The organism is Sodalis sp. RH15 (assembly GCF_047324255.1).
GTDB classification, from domain to species: Bacteria; Pseudomonadota; Gammaproteobacteria; order Enterobacterales; family Enterobacteriaceae; genus Acerihabitans; species Acerihabitans ligni.
Genome location: NZ_CP178738.1, coordinates 2,094,922 through 2,111,005 on the forward strand (window position 1 = coordinate 2,094,922; position 16,084 = coordinate 2,111,005).

The following is a 16,084-nucleotide window of genomic DNA, read 5'->3' on the forward strand; positions in this document are numbered from 1 at the left end:
ATATTTAATGAAGAATTTTAGAAGTTCGCATTGCGCGGACTGCGGGGGAAGGGGATCACGTCACGAATATTTTGCATTCCTGTGACATAAACCACTAATCGTTCAAAACCTAACCCAAAACCAGAATGCGGAACGGTGCCGTAACGGCGCAGATCACGATACCACCAATAATCTTCTTTATTCAATCCCATTTCAGTCAAACGCTGGTCCAGACGATCAAGGCGCTCTTCGCGCTGCGAACCGCCGATGATTTCACCGATACCCGGCGCCAGGACATCCATGGCGGCTACCGTCTTGCCATCGTCGTTCATGCGCATGTAAAAGGCTTTGATATCTTTGGGATAGTTTTTTACCACCACCGGCGCATGGAAATGTTTTTCCGCCAGATAGCGTTCATGTTCCGAGGAAAGATCGATGCCCCAGGAGACCGGGTTTTCAAAGTTCTGCCCGGAAGCCTGCAGGATGTTAACCGCCTCGGTATAATCTACCTGGGCGAAATCAGAGGCGATAAACTGTTCAAGACGGGTGATGGCTTCTTTGTCCACGCGCTCGGCGAAAAACTTCATATCGTCGGCCCTTTCGGTCAGCACCGAGTTGAAGACATATTTCAGCAGGTCTTCAGCCAACGCCGCGATATCATTGAGGTCGGCGAAGGCTACTTCCGGTTCCATCATCCAGAATTCCGCCAGGTGCCGGGTGGTATTGGAGTTTTCCGCCCGGAAAGTCGGACCAAAAGTGTAAACCTTTGATAATGCGCAGGCATAGGTTTCGGCATTCAATTGGCCGGAAACCGTCAGAAAAGCTTCCTTGCCAAAAAAATCCTCATCAAAATTGACTTTTCCCTGGGCATCCCGCGGCAGGTTTTCGACATCCAGAGTGGAAACGCGGAACATTTCCCCCGCGCCTTCAGCATCCGAGGCGGTGATAAGGGGAGTGGATACCCAGAAGAAGCCCCGCTCGTGCATAAAGCGGTGAATGGCTTGCGCCAGGGTATTGCGTACCCGGGCCACGGCCCCGATCATATTGGTGCGGGGACGCAGATGCGCCACTTCGCGCAGGTATTCAACGCTATGGCGTTTCGCCGCCATCGGATAGGTATCGGGATCATCCACCCAGCCCAGCACGTCGACTTTTTCCGCCTGGATTTCAAAACGCTGTCCGCCGCCCAGGGATTCAACCACCCGGCCGGTTACCGCCACCGAGCAGCCGGTGGTCAGACGCAAAACATCCTCTTTATAATTCGGCAAAGTATTATTTATGACCGCCTGTAATGGATCAAAGCAGGAACCGTCGTAGACGGCAAGAAAGGAGATACCGGCTTTTGAATCTCTCCGGGTACGCACCCAACCCTGTACAGTGACTTCACTGTCAGCTGGCATGCGCCCATGCAGTACGTCGACTACAGGCACTACGCTCATAAAATACTCTCTTAACTCAGGTTGATTTGAAATAGGGCTTTATCGCCGATGCGAAGGGTTAATATGTTACTTGGCGGACGGAAGGACACAAGCAAAAAACACCGTTTTGCCCAGAGAATTTGAATCTCGGCATTCGGCTCGCGCCGGAAATAATTCCGGCGCAATCATTCAGCTGGCTTTTTTGACCTGGGGTAAATCGAACGCTTTGCGCAGCGCCCTGACAAAGGCTTTATCGTGGCACATGGTCTTGCCGGGGCTATCGGAGAGTTTTGCGACAGGTTTGCCGTTGCACTCCACCAGCTTGATCACGATATTCAATGGCTTGACGCCGGGGATGTCGCAGGTAAGACGGGTGCCGATACCAAACACCAAATTCACGCGCTGCCAGAAATGGCGGTATAACTTCAGCGCCTGATCAAAATCAAGGCTGTCGGAGAAGACCAGCGTTTTGGTCAGCGGATCGATGCCCAGCTTCTGGTAGTGAACGATGGCTTTTTCTCCCCATTCCACCGGATCGCCCGAGTCATGGCGAAGCCCTTGGTAGCGCTTGGCGAAGTCCGCGCCGAAATCGCGCAAAAATGCGTCCATGGTAATGCAATCGGTTAGCGCGATGCCCAATTGGTCAGGATATTCATCCAGCCAGGCCTGCAATGCGGCGCGTTGACTGGTGGCCAGCTCCGGACTGATCTGCTGGTGGGCCTGGAACCATTCATGGGCCTGCGTTCCCACCGGCGTCAGGGAAAGCTCCCTGGCCATATCGTAATTGCTGGTGCCGATCAGATAGGGAAAATCTTGTTTCAGTTCGGCGACCACATCATACTGCACCTGGCGTGAAAAGCGCCGGCGGGTGCCGAAATCCATCAGCTTGAAATGGGAAATATCCACATCCCGGCTGGCTTCCCGGAAATGCTGGAGTTTTTGCCGCAGTTGCGCCAGCGCCATGTCGCGAAGATTGCAGGGGGAACGATGGTGGTGGACCACTTCGCTTATTACCGCCAGCAGCGGCACCTCCCATAGAATCACTTCCCGCCAGGGGCCGGTAATGCGGATATCCAGTTTGCCGTGATGATTGCGCACACTCACCTGCCGGGGATCGAAACGGAACGACCGCAGCCAAGTCAGGTAATCCTGCCGGAAGAACGGCAGTCCGGCCAGATAACCCATCTCCTGGTCGGTCAGGGCAAGATCGCGCATCATTTCAATCTGTGCGCTGATATCGCCGGCATACTCACCCAGTAAATCGTCGCCGCGGCAACGGAATTCAGCGGCGACGGTGACGTCGTGGTATCGGTGATATACCGCCTGCTGCATATGCAGCTTATAGGCATCGGTATCGAGTATCGACGATAAAATCGGCTTAGTGGCTAAATTCATGGCGCGTTACAGCATCCTCTTACGACGCAAAATCACAGTCGGCAAATGGCGAAACGACTGAAGTCTTTCCGGGCTTTCTTATAAGTGTAGTCACATCAAATCATAGATTGCGTAATAACGTCGAGGCTTAAACGTGCCGTTCTGCCGGATTAAGCCGGTATGAAAAACGGCAAAGCCCATGGTATTGCTTCATTTTTATCCGATCCGAAGCATTTTAAGAAATGCATTCGTTTACAATGGCAACATAGCCTTAACAGGAATAGACTTATTCCGAGAAATCTATGACGATGCCAAAAGGTTAATTATGACTCAGCAGCCGCAAGCAAAATACCGCCATGATTATCGTGCGCCGGATTATACCATCACCGATATCAGCCTGGAATTTGATCTCAATGCCGAAACCACCACGGTGACGGCGGTCAGCAAGGTAGTCCGCCACGGTCAGCCAGGGGCGCCTTTGTTGTTGAACGGAGAGGATCTCCAATTGCTCGTGATCCGTGTCGATGGCCGGGAGTGGTCGCACTACCGCCAGGAAGCCCCTGGGCTGGTCATTGAACAGTTGCCGGAGGCGTTTACATTGACCATTGTCAATGTGATTCATCCGGCGGAAAACTCCGCTCTGGAAGGGCTGTATCTCTCCGGCGATGCCTTGTGCACACAGTGCGAAGCGGAAGGTTTCCGCCATATTACCTATTATCTCGATCGTCCCGACGTCCTGGCGCGTTTTACCACGCGGATCACCGCGGACAAAGACCGCTATCCCTTTTTGTTGTCCAACGGCAACCTGATTGATAAAGGCGACAACGAGGATGGCCGCCATTGGGTGGTCTGGCAAGATCCTTTCCCCAAACCCTGCTATCTGTTTGCCCTGGTGGCCGGCGATTTTGACGTTTTGCGTGACTCTTTTACCACCCAATCGGGGCGGGAAGTGGCGCTGGAGCTGTTTGTGGACCGCGGCAACCTGGATCGCGCCGGCTGGGCCATGACCTCGCTGAAAAACGCCATGCGCTGGGACGAAACCCGCTTCGGCCTGGAATACGACCTTGACATCTATATGGTTGTGGCCGTGGATTTCTTCAATATGGGGGCGATGGAAAATAAAGGCCTGAACGTATTCAACTCCAAATATGTTCTGGCGAGGGCACAGACCGCTACCGATAGCGATTATCTCAATATAGAACGGGTCATCGGCCACGAGTATTTTCATAACTGGACCGGCAATCGCATTACCTGTCGCGACTGGTTCCAGCTCAGCCTGAAAGAGGGACTGACCGTTTTTCGCGATCAGGAGTTCAGCGCCGATCTGGGTTCGCGCGCGGTGAATCGCATCGGCAATGTCCGGGTCATGCGCGGCTCCCAGTTTGCCGAGGACGCCAGCCCGATGGCTCATCCGATTCGTCCTGATATGGTTATCGAGATGAATAACTTCTATACCCTCACCGTATATGAGAAGGGTGCGGAAGTGATTCGCATGATGCATACGCTGCTGGGTGAGGAGAAATTCCAGGCGGGGATGCGGCTTTATGTCAAACGCCATGACGGCAGCGCCGCCACCTGCGATGATTTCGTCAATGCCATGGAGCAGGCATCCGGCGTTGATCTGACGTTGTTCCGCCGGTGGTACGGTCAATCCGGCACGCCGGTACTTACGATCCGGGACGATTACAATCCCGAGCTGCGTCAATATCAACTGCACGTGAGCCAGATGACGCCGCCCACCGCCGGGCAAAAGGAGAAGCTGCCGTTACATATCCCCCTGAATATTGAATTGTATGATGTGGAAGGCCAGGTTATTCCGCTGCAGCGGGAGGGCAGGCCGGTGAATAATGTGCTGAACGTTACCGAAGCGGTGCAGACCTTTATTTTCGACGACGTGCCGTCATTGCCGATTCCTTCGCTGTTGCGCGGCTTTTCGGCGCCGGTGAAGCTTGATTACCCTTACGGCGATCAGCAACTGGTATCGCTGATGCGTTTTGCCACCGACGAGTTTTCCCGTTGGGACGCGGCGCAAAGCCTGCTTTCCATTTATATCCGCCTGAGCGTGGCGCGCTTTCGCCAAGGACAGCCCCTGACGCTGCCCCTGCATGTGGCCGATGCCTTCCGGGGCATATTGCTCGATCCCGGCCTTGATCCGGCCTTGGCCGCGCAAATCCTGACCCTGCCCGGTGAAAACGAAATGGCGGAGCTGTTTGAGAAAATCGACCCCGCCGCCATCCACGCGGTGCACGAGGCCTTGATTCGCTGTCTGGCGACGGAGCTCGGGGATGAACTGCTGGCGGTTTACCATGCCAACAAAACGCCGCTATACCGGGTGGAGCAACAGGACATCGGCAAGCGCGCCTTGCGTAATATCTGCCTGTTCTATCTGGCGTTCGGCGAACACGATCAGGCGGTGGCGCTGACCACGCAACAGTATCACCAGGCGGATAATATGACCGACATGCTGGCTGCCCTCGGCGCCGCCGTAGCGGCTCAACTGCCTTGCCAGGCGACACTGCTGGCGGATTTCGACCAGCATTGGCATCACGACGGACTGGTAATGGACAAGTGGTTTACCCTACAGGCCACCAGCCCGGCCACCGATGCCCTGAGCCAGGTCAAGATTCTTTTGACGCATCGTTCATTCAGCCTGAACAATCCCAATCGCATCCGCGCGTTAATCGGCGCCTTCACCGCCGGCAATCCCTCGGCGTTCCATGCCGCCGACGGCAGCGGTTACCGCTTCCTTGCGGAAATCCTCGTTGAGCTCAATACCCGCAATCCCCAGGTGGCTTCCCGGCTTATCGAACCGCTGATCCGTTTGCAGCGTTACGACGATTCGCGCCAGGCGCTGATGCGCCAGGCGCTGACAACGCTGCAGGCCTTGCCGAACTTGTCCGGCGATCTCTACGAGAAAATCACCAAGGCGCTGGCTACGGAACAATAAGACGCAGGCCGGCATAGGCCGGCCGCAGACTGCTGACAAACGCACTCGGAGTCAATAAGGCGGGACAGGCTGCCAGAAGAGTAAACCGTCCGCGCCATGGATGGCGCGGATCGAGCCTACAAGGATGTATTCACGGCGTGTTTACGATCTGGCAGCCTGTTCCGACCGGGCACTTTGTCAATAAGCTCAGGCCGGCATAGGCCGGCCGTGTTTTTTGCGCGGCCTCTCTGATATTCCGCAACCCTTTTTGCCTCGCGGCGCTACTTTCCCCCATGATACAAAAACGGGGCCGGCCCGTTATGCATTTCGCTTATTGCACATGTTTGCGTGCAAGGGCGGGGGAAAGTTTCATTGCGTAAATGGGGGGAAGCATGATGATCCCGGATCATTATGAACGACAGGCCATGCTTGAAATACAGCATTGGAAAAATCCGCGGGCCGGCGGTTCACTCAGGGCATTTAAAGTGATTAATAAGCCGCTGGACTCTCTTGGGAACGCCATTTTACAGGCGCCAGGCATCGGCGGGATTTTGCAGGGCGTGATCATCGCCCTTACCGGTATTTGCAATGATTTGGCGCAATTAAGCGTCAGGCCACAGGCCATCTTCGAGGAGTTCCGCCGTGACGGGTGGAGCGGCGTGGCGTCCCTTGGTGATATCGGCGCCTTGTCTCTGGCCGGCATTGACAAAACGGTAGGATCCCTGTCGGCCAAATATAAAGGACTGGCGCTGGCGGAAGGCATGGGGGCGGGGCTTACGGGCATCGCCGGGCTGGCGCTGGATATTCCGTCGCTGATTACGCTCAATTTGCGGGCCGTCGGCGAATATGCCACCTATTACGGCTTCGATATCAATAAACAGGAAGAAAAACTCTTTGCCCTACAAATTATGGGCCTGGTTTCTTCCCCCTCCGACGCCGCAAAAAATATCGCCATGGCGCAGCTGGCGGCCATAGCCCGGGATACGGCCAAAAAAAGAACTTGGCGCCAATTGGAAAAACATGCCCTGGTGAAAATTATCCAGGAAATAGCTAAAACGCTGGGTATCCGTTTAACCAAGGCCAAACTGGCGCAAACCTTGCCGATTGTCGGGGCGGTAGTAGGCGGCGGTTACAACGTCTATTTCACCACTCAGGTGTGTGATGCCGCCTATTATTTATACCGGGAACGTTTTCTATCAATGAGATTCGGGCCGCAGGTAACCGCTGTCGCCGTCAGGCCGGCCTAAGCGACGCGCCGGTCCCGCACCGCGCCAGTGTGCCGGACCATAAAGTCGTAGGGCATATTATGCCGTTGGGCGCCGCGAAAGCTGATACCCTGCGTGGCGGAAAAGGAGCGGTCATCGGCAGCCGGTACCGGGGCTGTGTCAGGACGCCGCCAGGTTGCCGGTCATCAGCCCGACCATGTGGCCTTCGTCCAGCGACCGGCGCGGGATATCCGCCACCAGGCCGCCCTGGTACATAACCAGGCACCTGTCTACCAGTACAAAGAGTTCGGCCAAATCGGTGGAGTACACCAGTACCGATCCGCCGGCGGCGGCGTAGGTATGGATAGCCTGATAAATGATCTCCTTGGTGCCGACATCCACGCCGCGGGTCGGATCGAACAGCAGCAGCGTTCTGGCCCCGGTTATCAGTGCGCGCGCAATAAGCGCCTTCTGTTGATTACCGCCGGAGAGACTGGTGATTTTAAAGTTAAGATAACGGTCGCTCAGCTCCACCTGCGGCGACACATTAGCGACGGCACGTCTTTCACCGCGGCGGTTTATGCCGCCCGCCACGCTGAACCGGCGCAAAATCGACTGGGTAATATTGGCGGCGGTAGACAGCGTGGGGAAAATGCCTTCGCTTTTACGATCCTCCGGCACAAAAGCGATGCCGCCGGATTTAAACAGCGCATCGCGGGGATTACGCAGCCTGACTTCCTGGCCCTGCATCACGATTTGCCCGCCGCTGGGCGGCATCAGTCCGGCCAGGGTGCGGAAAAGTTCGCGCTGGCCCTGTCCCTCCAGGCCGGCGACGCCGACGATTTCCCCGGCTCGCAGCTCAAAGGAGACCGAATCAAAATCTTGCCCGCACAGATCGTTAGCCATCAGCAACGGCTGGGAGTTTGCGCCTGGATCCGTGCCGGCCGGCGGCCGGTGTTCTCCCCGCGCTCGCCGGCCCACCATCATTTCAAAAATATCCCCGTCGCCCACGTCCTCCAGACGGACGGTGGCGATGGAGCGCCCGCTGCGTAGTACCGTGGCATGAGAAGCGATTTCACGGATTTCGGCCAGACGATGGGAAATAAACAGGACCGACGTACCCTGCGCCGTCAGGCGACGGACCAGCGTAAACAGCCAGTCCACGTCCGCCAGGGCGCCGGTGGGTTCGTCCAGTATCAATAACCGGGGCCGGCGGTGCAGGGCGCGGACGATTTCCACCCGTTGGCGGGCGGCGATGGACAGGTCATCCACCATGGCCCGGGGGGAGATATCATGGACATCATGTTCGGCCAGGATGGCATCCGCCAGGCGGGCCATCTGCCGGGGGGCGATAAGGCCTCCGGCGCCTTTGGCTGAGCGCGGCAAAAAGAAATTTTGCGCCACCGACAGGTTGGGCAGCAGGCTCAGTTCCTGGAACGCGGTGCAGACCCCCGCCTGGCGGGCATGTAAAGGTGAACGGGGGGCATAATCGTTTTCGTCCAGCGTCATCGTTCCGTTATTGGGCGCGACGACCCCCGACAGAATTTTCACCAGCGTGGATTTACCCGCGCCATTCTCCCCTAACAGTGCCTGTACCTGGCCGGGATTAAGCGTCATTGAGACGCTTTCCAGCGCCACGGTGGCACCGTAGGCTTTCGATACCGATGTCAGGGTCATGCCCTGGGATAGGTTTTGTACCATCATTTCGTTCGCCTTTTGAAAAGCCGCCGGCGCCAGAGCCCCGACGGCGCGCCGCTGGATTAAGGTTGAACCGTCGCCGTGACTTTGGTGAGCCTGTATTGGTCAACCGGCGGCTGGCAGTGTTCGCAATTGATACCCGGTTCGTCGGGGGCTTTGACAATCGCTGCCGGCAGCGGCTGGATGGTCATCCCCGGCGTTGGAGTGCCTTTGAGCGCCGAGTCCAGCGTCACTTCCGGTAACAATGTCGGGTTATAAATCTCGGTGGAGAATCCTTCGGGTACCAGATTACCGGCAAAAACGTTACAGCCGTCGGCAATGGCGCTGCCTTTGCACAGCTTAATCTGGTCTGCCGTCGCCCAGGGCAGCGGATATTCCACGTTGGTCGGTTCCAGTTTGCGTTTGCCGGTCAGCACTTCCATCATCAATTTAAAGGCGTAGCCCGCCGTTGCCGGCGGTGAACCGGCGGAAACCCCGGTCAGCCCGCGTTTGCGATAGTCGTCGTTGATAAATCCGAGACGGAATCCGTTCATATTTTCCCCGGTAATCGGCATCATTTTGCCTTTACGGTCGGCGACGGCGTTTAATACCCCAGCTTCACCCAATTCCGACCAAATACCGTCTACGTCCGGGTGCGCCGCCAGCGCCTTGGCAGTTTCACGCTGGCTGATACGATCGTCCCAATAGCCGTAATATTCAGAGACCACTTTGATATTCGGATATTGGGAAAATATATGCATTGCGCCGTCATAATGCCGTTTATCCACCGAGGTGCCGGGCACGCCGCGATTCATAAATATCTTTCCTTTACCGCCAAGCGTATTAACCAGAAATTGGGCCATATTCTCACCGGCGCCGGCGGTAATATAACTGATGTTATAAGCGCATTTTTCCGTTACGGTAGAATCAAACATAAAAAACTTCACGCCTTGGCTGCATCCGCGCCGGACTACCCGATTTAACGCCGTGGGAGAAATGGGAAAGCTGATAATGCCGTCGGCCTTGGCGGCAATCATGCTTTCATAAGCCGATATTTGCGCCTGCGGGTCAGTACCGGAGATGACCTCCTCCAAATCGACCATTTTGTCGTAGGGCGGTGTTTTTGCAAGCGATTTAATAATATTGGCTGTTTCGCTCATCCAGTTATTTCCGCTATAACTCAGGCTAAGAAATATTTTGTATTTTTTAGCGGGCGGCGGCGTATCGGCGGCAAGGGCGTAATTCATTACGCCGCATAATAACAACGCCGAGGCGGCAAGAGACGCATATCTCTTGAGATATCTATTTAAAGACATATTAACTCCTGAATAGTTATTGACGGTTTATACACTACATCTTTCAATTTGCAGGTCTGACGGTTTTATTACTCACCCGTTATTTCTTGAATAATTTGGCGCAATTTTCCAGCCAGACGGCCAACGCATTATCCGAACCGGATTGAAATAATAGCGCCAGGGTTATTACGACACCTGATACTATTTGTCGCCAGCCCTGGCTCAGCCCGGTCGCGGCGATAACCGAATCGAGGGTGACCAAGAATAGACATCCGACAATGGTGCCGACAAAAGTGCCTTTACCGCCCAGGATAGATGAACCGCCCACCACCACGGCGGCAATCGACGGCAGCAGATAAGGATCGCCCATGCGCAACGTCGCCCCGTCGGAATAGCCGGTCAGAAGCGCCCCGCCGGCGGCGGCGCTCAGGCCGCTGAGCGCATAGGCGGCGATGGTGACGCTGGTGACGGGCAGGCCGCTGACGCGCGCCGCTCCAAGGCTACCGCCCATCGCATACAGATTGCGGCCGAACACCGTGCTCTTCTGGATAAATATCCCCAGCAGGCAAAACAGGATAAAGAACGCCAGGATGCAAGGCATGCCGGCTATGGATCCTTTTACCAGAGCCGACAACAGCGGCGGCGACGCGCCCAGGGTACTGCCGCCGCTGGCGCCCAGCGCCAGCGAGGCGACGATAATGCCGGTGCCCATCGTCATGATAAAAGGCGGGATGCCGAGCAGGGCGATGCCGATGCCGCTAAAGGCGCCAATCGCCGCCGCACCCAGCAAAATCAGCGGCAGCATGTAGGCGACATTGCCGCCGTCTGCGCCGATGGCCCCGGCGGACATGACGCCGCCGAACATAAACAGCGAGGCCACCGACAGGTCCATGCCGCCGCTCAGGATCACCAATCCCTGGCCGAACGACACCAACAGTAAAAATGTGCTCAGGGTTACTATCATCAGCATCTGAGACCATGAGCCTAGGGCCGGGCTGATCAACCGGGAAGCGAAAATCATCAGCACTGTCAGCAGGAGCAGCATCAGCGGCGCAATATACTCCCCATTGATGCGCGATCCTGTCCGTTGATCGCGCCGTGGGGAGGCGCTCGGGTTAACCGGTGTAGACGTATTCATCTGGCCGTACCTCCTGCGCGGGGGCGATTAATCACCCGGCCGCACACAATGGCTAAAATCAGTAATACCCCTTGGAAAAAACCGATATAAAACGACGCGACGCCCAGGGCAAACAGCATTTTCTGCATCAAGAGCAGCACCGCCGCGCCCACCATTGAGCCAAAGGCGCCGCCGTGCCCGCCGCTGAGGCTGGTGCCCCCGAGGGCGACCGCGGCGAACGACAGCAATAAAAAAGGCAGGCCTGCATTAGGGTCGCCGGTGGCGGTCTGAGCGCTCAGCATAAAACCCGCAGCGCCGTAAAAGCAGCCCGCCAGGATGAAGGCTTTGCAACGGGTCCATTTCACCGGTATGCCCGACAGGGCGGCGGCATTGTCATCCGCGCCGACGGCGTAAAAGGCAATACCGGTATCGGTATTTTTCAGCCCCAGCCACAGCAGGGCAAAAAAGCCGACGATCAACGCTGAAACGGGCACGGTGTTCCAGAGCATATCGGTCAGGGTATCGCTGACAAACGGGGCCACCGAACCGCCGGGCACCGGCAATAGCAGCAGCGCAATACCCTGGCTGATAATCATCGTGCCGAGCGTGGCCGCAATGGTCTGGATACCCCGATAGGCCACCAGATAACCGTTTACCGCCCCGACCACCGCCCCGGCCGCCATGGACAGCGCCAGGCTGAACAGCGCGCCCAGCGGCCCGTCGAAGGGCGCAATCGCTGTCAGCACATTGGCTATGGAAATAACCCCCGCCAGGGATAAATCGAATCCGCGGCTCAGGATCACCAACGTTTGGCCGGCGGCGGCCAGCGCCAGCGGCGCGGCGTTATTGAAAAGATTGGCTATGGAATACGCGCTGAACGCGTCCGGTTCGGCCAGCCCATACAGCACGTACATCACCAGATAGACCAAAATCGCCAACAGAGCGCCGCGAAACAGCGGTTTGCGACCGGCTTTAGGGCGTAAGCCGCCCGCGGTATGCGTATCTATACCGTGCGATAGATGACTCATGAGAAAATGTCCTGTGAAATTAGGGATTCATTAAGTGAACCAGGCCATGTCCTTCAACTTTGTTCAAACTTGACATCGATGTCGTCGAAATTGCGCAGGCGGTAGATCATCATCGAGATACCCCAGCAGCCGATAAACAAGGCGATGACGATATAACCCAATAGATTGAAATGGGCGGTCAGGTTCTGGATAACGTCCCACGCGCTTCCTTGCAGGGACAGTTTGTCGGATAGCAGCGCCAGCACTTCGATACCGCCGATAAAAAACGCCACCATTACCGACAGCAAAGTGATGGTCATGTTGTAGTAGATTTTTCGGATGGGACGAACAAAGGCCCAGCGGTAAGCGCCCACCATCAGCATGCCGTCCAGGGTATCAATCAGCAGCATGCCGGCGGTGAACAATGCGGGCATTACCATGATGCTCAGAAAGGAGAGTCCGCCGTGGGCCTGGGTGGAGGACAGTCCGAACAGCGCCACCTCGGTGGCGGTATCAAAGCCGATTCCGAACAGAAAGCCAATGGGGAATAAATGCCAGCTTTTTGACACCAGCGCAAACAGCGGGCGAAAGATCCTGGCAAAAAATCCCCGGCGGCTGAGAAGTAAATCCAGGTCTTCTTCAATGATTTCCTCGCCCCGGCGCACGGCGCGGAACGATTTAAACACCGACAGGAAAATCAGAAAATTGATCACGGCGAGAAACAGCAGGAAAGATGCGGAGGCGATGGTACTGATAATGCCGCCGATGGCCTTCATATTGCCCATGTAATTTTGGATGGCAACCGAGGCCGCCACCACGCCGGCGCACACCAATATAACCACGGACGCGTGGCCGAGTGAGAAGAAAAAACCGGCGCTGCTGGCCGTTTTGCCTTCCTGCATCAGCTTTCGCGTGGCGTTATCAATGGCTGCGATATGATCGGCATCCACAGCGTGGCGCAGGCCGAAGGTGTAGGCCAGCAATGACGTACCCAGGAGTGTGGGTTGATCGTGGAATAATAACAGCGCCCATGCCCAGGCAACGACGTTAAGAATCACAATGGCCCAACGGAGAAAACGGGTGTGCTCGTCGCCTTTAATAAACTGTTGTAGAACATCTTTCATCGTATTCACCTGTCAATAGACTGCTTAACGTTAGGTCCGCCGGCCGCGGCCGGCGGATGCCGCGGGTAGATAAATCGGCGGCGTTATTTTTACCGTGTCGCTGCGCGGCCCGGCGATACCGCGATGGGCGTGGGGGCCGCCGGACCCTGGGCATGATGATGGTGATGATGAGCATGGGGCGCCGGCGTGAGAGACGCCCGCTCCAGCGCGGCGCAGGGATCGGCGATTTGCTCCACCTGGTTGAGCGAGACCGGCTGGCCGTGTGGCGTATGAAGATAAGCCAAATGCCATAAGGCCTGCCGCGTGGTCACATCTTCTTCGCGCAGCACCGCCTTGTGTGCCAGCAACCGTTCCAGCGCCGCCAGCCATTGCCGGTAGTAGGCGTCGCCGATGCTTTCATCTGCCCGCTGCGGCTGTTCGCGGATAATGGCCGAGAAAGCCTGTACCCACTCCGTCCAGCTATACAGCCCGCCGTGGGAGAGCTGCAACGCGGTGGCGAAGGCCTCCGCCTGCCAGGGTTCGCCAAACGACATCTCGGGTTCGTCCATAATGGGAATCGGCCGCTGTTCCTGGGTTAACCTGGACATGTATTAGCCCTCCGCCGGTGCGGGGTCGATGTAGTCATCCCACAGATCGAGATAGACGGCTGACTTTCCTTCGGTCTGTGCGCCCCAAAGCGCCTGCGCCTCGAAACGCACGCTGTAGACATGCTGTGGCCGTTCCCCCTGCCCGTGGGCGGTGGTGTCGGGGAACACAAAGGCGCCCTGGTGGCGGAACACGGTGCCGGTTTTGCCGCGCACATAGCGGGGCAGGCGCGTGTGTCCCTTGGGATGAATATTTTTCGCCTGCACCCGATCCCCTGCGTTGAAACGCTGCGCACGGTCGGTAGGACGTACATATACCGGATTGGTTTTTACCGCCGCCAATACCTGATCTTTTTCCAATACCATCATGGCCGTGCCTCCTGGAGCTGTTTGATTTTGTCTGCAAGTTCTTCGGCGGTGAACAGGCCGTTATCCAGGCCCAGGGTTTCCATGGCATGGAACCAATGGACATAGTAAGGCGTGCTCAGGTACTCGGCGGGATCCATCACTTCTATGGCGTGGCGGAACTCGTCAATGGGGCACAGGCCGCCGGCAAAATAGAGGCCGATGGTGGAGAAAACCTGTTTTTCCCAGGCGGCTTTAAACACCGGTTCGTTGTGATCAGGATTGATCGGTCCCAGGTTGTGCATGCCGCCGACATCGTGAATTGAATTCATGGCAGATTCTCCAGTTTCAGGGGTGGGTGACCGGCGCCAGCAGGTCGGTTCCGATCATCGAGTCACGGCTCACCAGTGACGCCAATTGTTCTTCGCTCATGTCCTCGCTGCCCGCAGGACGCTGCGGCAGCACCAGATAGCGGATTTCGGCATTGCTGTCCCAGACCCGGACCTCGACGCTATCATCAAGGGTTACCCCGAATTCGGCCAGCACGGCGCGCGGCTCGATCACCGCACGCGAGCGATACTGCGGCGCTTTGTACCAGGTGGGCGGCAGGCCGAGTGTCGGCCAGGGATAGCATGAGCACAGGGTACAAACCACCATGTTGTGCACGGCGTCGGTGTTTTCCGCGACGTACATGTGCGCGCCTTCCAGGCCGGTAAACCCCAGTTCGGCAATGGCTGCGGTTGCATCGGCGAGCAGCCGCTGTTTATAAGCGGGATCCGCCCAGGCTTTTGCCACAACCTTGGCTCCGTTTTTTGGTGCGAAACGGTGCTCGAAGATATCGATGATTTCATCGATGGCTTCCGGTTTCAGATAGCCTTTCTCAATTAATAGCGATTGAATGGCCTTGATTCGCAATGTGGGAATCGACGGCGGCGTCGTAGGTTCAAAAACGTCTTTCATTACGATCTCCTGTGTTGTGACGTTATTTTTTACGCATGTGCTTTAAGAACATGGTGTCGCGGTTGTGCGTAAAGCGATAAAAAAAGCCCCAGCGACTCAAACGAGTCGTTGGGGCATCTTTGCCGATTCTGCGCTGTTCAGCGGCCGGTGATTTTATATTCCGGCCACATCTTTAATACCGTTAAGCATTACTCTTATCAGCCGCTCATACGGCATTCTTTGCTATTAACTAAGCAATTAGGATGCCAAAACGGCTTTTTAATCAGAAATCTATATAAAACATGAGATTGTTTTAAAAATAATTAATTTTACGCTTGGCACCGGGGAAAATATGACTCATCCAGGTGCAATTTATTTGTGAAATATCACCACTTTTGTGCATAATTATCCTTGTTAGTTGTAATGGCATCCTGCTGTGGCAAAAATCATTAACACGCTAAGTTATTTTTATCAGGGATCAAAACAGCTGCGGGATTTAATTTTCTGCAACCACTCATGGGGTCTGGCCAATAATTCAATGCTGAGTTCTTCCACGGTTGTTTGCCGCTCAGTGGCGAACCGGCGCAATAAAATATAGGACTGCTGTTCGTCGCACTGCAATGTGTTCATTAACAAAATTTGTGCCGACAGTAAAAACTTTCGCGACTTGACCCGGATCTCCAGCTTTGCGATGGTGGTTTTATCATCCTGCTTGCGCCGATATTGGTTCATCGCCAGCAGGATGGTGGAGAATATCCCTTCTGACTTCATGGGCTTACGCAAATAGCCGTCGATATCCTGGTTGATAATCCACAGCAGGCGGGACGGCGCTTCCGATCCCAGCAACGCGATTTTCGGGCATTCCGGCCAGGGCTGCGCTTCCAACTGCCGCAATAAGATATTATTGTCGCTGTCGAAAATAACCATGTCATGCCCGCCGTTCAGAGTATCGGGTTCGGGTTCGGTAAAAGGAATGCCCATGATGCCCAGACGGCGGAACTGCTGCAATAAATGCTGTTCATCACGCGCGTTGCAGCCTAACAGCGCAATTCGCAAGCCGCGCACCACCAATCGGTTATTTTTCACGTTATCCC

14 protein-coding genes are annotated in these 16,084 nt (G+C 55.9%); 2 read left to right on the forward strand and 12 right to left on the reverse strand.

Features of this window, described 5'->3' with window-relative positions:
- Nucleotides 1-17: 17 nt before the first annotated feature.
- Together asnS and pncB are read right to left on the reverse strand one after the other, a co-directional pair.
- Nucleotides 18-1,418 (reverse strand): asparagine--tRNA ligase, encoded by a 1,401-nt coding sequence (asnS, locus tag ACL2XO_RS09750; RefSeq protein WP_413742606.1) that lies wholly within the window; start codon nt 1,416-1,418, stop codon nt 18-20.
- 168 nt (nt 1,419-1,586) lie between these two features.
- Nucleotides 1,587-2,792 (reverse strand): nicotinate phosphoribosyltransferase, encoded by a 1,206-nt coding sequence (gene pncB / locus ACL2XO_RS09755; protein ID WP_132922627.1) that lies wholly within the window; start codon nt 2,790-2,792, stop codon nt 1,587-1,589.
- Nucleotides 2,793-3,096: 304 nt separating this feature from the next.
- Between pncB and pepN the strand changes: the two genes are divergently transcribed.
- Together pepN and ACL2XO_RS09765 are read left to right on the forward strand one after the other, a co-directional pair.
- Nucleotides 3,097-5,718, forward strand: coding sequence for an aminopeptidase N (gene pepN, locus ACL2XO_RS09760; RefSeq protein WP_413742607.1), 2,622 nt, complete (start codon nt 3,097-3,099; stop codon nt 5,716-5,718).
- Between the two features lie 371 nt (nt 5,719-6,089).
- Nucleotides 6,090-6,944, forward strand: a complete 855-nt coding sequence (locus tag ACL2XO_RS09765; protein WP_413742608.1) for an EcsC family protein — start codon at nt 6,090-6,092, stop codon at nt 6,942-6,944.
- Between the two features lie 138 nt (nt 6,945-7,082).
- Here the strand turns inward: ACL2XO_RS09765 and ACL2XO_RS09770 are convergent, their stop codons facing one another.
- The 10 genes from ACL2XO_RS09770 to ACL2XO_RS09815 all read right to left on the reverse strand — a co-directional run bounded on the left by ACL2XO_RS09770 (nt 7,083) and on the right by ACL2XO_RS09815 (nt 16,076).
- A complete protein-coding gene (locus ACL2XO_RS09770) occupies nt 7,083-8,606 on the reverse strand; it encodes a sugar ABC transporter ATP-binding protein (protein ID WP_413742609.1) in 1,524 nt (507 codons plus the stop codon).
- 56 nt (nt 8,607-8,662) lie between these two features.
- On the reverse strand, nt 8,663-9,895 hold the full coding sequence (locus ACL2XO_RS09775) for a sugar ABC transporter substrate-binding protein (RefSeq protein WP_413742610.1): 1,233 nt from the start codon (nt 9,893-9,895) through the stop codon (nt 8,663-8,665).
- A gap of 79 nt (nt 9,896-9,974) precedes the next feature.
- Nucleotides 9,975-11,012 (reverse strand): ABC transporter permease, encoded by a 1,038-nt coding sequence (locus tag ACL2XO_RS09780; RefSeq protein ID WP_413723804.1) that lies wholly within the window; start codon nt 11,010-11,012, stop codon nt 9,975-9,977.
- Nucleotides 11,009-12,019, reverse strand: coding sequence for an ABC transporter permease (locus tag ACL2XO_RS09785; protein WP_203522202.1), 1,011 nt, complete (start codon nt 12,017-12,019; stop codon nt 11,009-11,011). Before ACL2XO_RS09785 ends, ACL2XO_RS09780 begins: the two co-directional genes overlap by 4 nt.
- Before the next feature lie 53 nt (nt 12,020-12,072).
- Nucleotides 12,073-13,122, reverse strand: a complete 1,050-nt coding sequence (locus ACL2XO_RS09790; RefSeq protein WP_413742611.1) for a HoxN/HupN/NixA family nickel/cobalt transporter — start codon at nt 13,120-13,122, stop codon at nt 12,073-12,075.
- An 89-nt stretch (nt 13,123-13,211) separates the two neighbouring features.
- Nucleotides 13,212-13,709, reverse strand: a complete 498-nt coding sequence (locus ACL2XO_RS09795; protein ID WP_413742612.1) for a nitrile hydratase accessory protein — start codon at nt 13,707-13,709, stop codon at nt 13,212-13,214.
- Between the two features lie 3 nt (nt 13,710-13,712).
- Nucleotides 13,713-14,075 carry an SH3-like domain-containing protein gene (locus ACL2XO_RS09800; RefSeq protein ID WP_338091464.1) on the reverse strand — a complete coding sequence of 121 codons (363 nt, stop codon included), beginning with the start codon at nt 14,073-14,075 and terminating at the stop codon, nt 13,713-13,715.
- The gene (locus ACL2XO_RS09805) at nt 14,072-14,383 is read right to left on the reverse strand and encodes a hypothetical protein (protein ID WP_338091465.1); all 312 of its coding nucleotides are present in this window, start codon (nt 14,381-14,383) and stop codon (nt 14,072-14,074) included. The genes ACL2XO_RS09800 and ACL2XO_RS09805 overlap by 4 nt, the downstream gene beginning before the upstream one ends.
- A gap of 16 nt (nt 14,384-14,399) precedes the next feature.
- Nucleotides 14,400-15,011: a nitrile hydratase subunit alpha gene (gene nthA, locus ACL2XO_RS09810; protein WP_203522199.1), complete on the reverse strand. Its 612-nt coding sequence runs from the start codon at nt 15,009-15,011 to the stop codon at nt 14,400-14,402.
- A gap of 450 nt (nt 15,012-15,461) precedes the next feature.
- Nucleotides 15,462-16,076 carry an ANTAR domain-containing response regulator gene (locus ACL2XO_RS09815; RefSeq protein ID WP_132922618.1) on the reverse strand — a complete coding sequence of 205 codons (615 nt, stop codon included), beginning with the start codon at nt 16,074-16,076 and terminating at the stop codon, nt 15,462-15,464.
- Nucleotides 16,077-16,084: the final 8 nt, after the last annotated feature.

Coding starts and splice junctions, on each gene's coding strand:
- asnS (WP_413742606.1), bottom strand. CDS start 1,418: ATGAGCGTAGTGCCTGTAGTCGACGTACTGCATGGGCGCATGCCAGCT.
- pncB (WP_132922627.1), bottom strand. CDS start 2,792: ATGAATTTAGCCACTAAGCCGATTTTATCGTCGATACTCGATACCGAT.
- pepN (WP_413742607.1), top strand. CDS start 3,097: ATGACTCAGCAGCCGCAAGCAAAATACCGCCATGATTATCGTGCGCCG.
- ACL2XO_RS09765 (WP_413742608.1), top strand. CDS start 6,090: ATGATGATCCCGGATCATTATGAACGACAGGCCATGCTTGAAATACAG.
- ACL2XO_RS09770 (WP_413742609.1), bottom strand. CDS start 8,606: ATGATGGTACAAAACCTATCCCAGGGCATGACCCTGACATCGGTATCG.
- ACL2XO_RS09775 (WP_413742610.1), bottom strand. CDS start 9,895: ATGTCTTTAAATAGATATCTCAAGAGATATGCGTCTCTTGCCGCCTCG.
- ACL2XO_RS09780 (WP_413723804.1), bottom strand. CDS start 11,012: ATGAATACGTCTACACCGGTTAACCCGAGCGCCTCCCCACGGCGCGAT.
- ACL2XO_RS09785 (WP_203522202.1), bottom strand. CDS start 12,019: ATGAGTCATCTATCGCACGGTATAGATACGCATACCGCGGGCGGCTTA.
- ACL2XO_RS09790 (WP_413742611.1), bottom strand. CDS start 13,122: ATGAAAGATGTTCTACAACAGTTTATTAAAGGCGACGAGCACACCCGT.
- ACL2XO_RS09795 (WP_413742612.1), bottom strand. CDS start 13,709: ATGTCCAGGTTAACCCAGGAACAGCGGCCGATTCCCATTATGGACGAA.
- ACL2XO_RS09800 (WP_338091464.1), bottom strand. CDS start 14,075: ATGATGGTATTGGAAAAAGATCAGGTATTGGCGGCGGTAAAAACCAAT.
- ACL2XO_RS09805 (WP_338091465.1), bottom strand. CDS start 14,383: ATGAATTCAATTCACGATGTCGGCGGCATGCACAACCTGGGACCGATC.
- nthA (WP_203522199.1), bottom strand. CDS start 15,011: ATGAAAGACGTTTTTGAACCTACGACGCCGCCGTCGATTCCCACATTG.